Source organism: Tatumella sp. JGM130 (assembly GCF_018257525.1).
GTDB classification, from domain to species: Bacteria; Pseudomonadota; Gammaproteobacteria; order Enterobacterales; family Enterobacteriaceae; genus Tatumella; species Tatumella punctata.
Genome location: NZ_JAERJS010000094.1, coordinates 1 through 635 on the forward strand (window position 1 = coordinate 1; position 635 = coordinate 635).

The 635-nt window shown below is 54.5% G+C and carries 2 protein-coding genes; both read left to right on the top strand.

Translation table 11 applies throughout. The annotated features are described in order from the left end of the window. The first annotated feature begins 109 nt into the window (after positions 1-109). Positions 110-346, top strand: a complete 237-nt coding sequence (locus JK211_RS16805; RefSeq protein ID WP_249213190.1) for a phage holin — start codon at positions 110-112, stop codon at positions 344-346. A gap of 2 nt (positions 347-348) precedes the next feature. Further along, a partial coding sequence (locus JK211_RS16810; protein WP_249213838.1) for a glycoside hydrolase family protein occupies positions 349-635 on the top strand: 287 nt, incomplete at its 3' end.

Here is a 635-nt window from a genome sequence, read left to right on the forward strand (position 1 = left end):
GACCCGTTAAAAATCCTCTCTGACTGTAGCGTTAACGGCACAGGGTGAATCCCTACACACAGCACCGAGCTTTTCTCAAGCAAAGGTGGAACCCATGAAGATAAATATCATGCCCGACAAAATTGCATCGGCAGCAAGCTATTGCGTGTCCGGCACACTTGTCTGCGGAGGTAGCGTGGCCCAATGGATCAATGACCTCGACTGGAACAAGATAGCCGTTATCAGCGGGATCATCGTAGGTGTCGCAACACTATTGGTGAATGCCTGGTACAAAAGCCAGACGCTGAAAGCCTATAAAGACTCGATTGCCCGGGGAATCCCCAGCGCACCGCCAGAAGGTGACTGACCATGGCCATATCACCTTCACTCCGAAAGAAGCTGATTGCGGCCGCCGGTGGAGGTGTTATTGCCATTGCCTCAGTTCTGGTTAGCAGCCAGGAGGGGATAGAGCATATCCCGTACCGGGATGGCGGCGGGGTCTGGACTGTCTGCAAAGGACACACCGGACCTGATGTCATTCCCGGACGCACCTACACGGACGCTCAGTGCAATGCTTTCCTGTCTGCGGACATTGCTACCGCCAACCGGTCGGTCACCCGTCTGGTAAAGGTCCCGATGAATGAAATGCAGGAAGC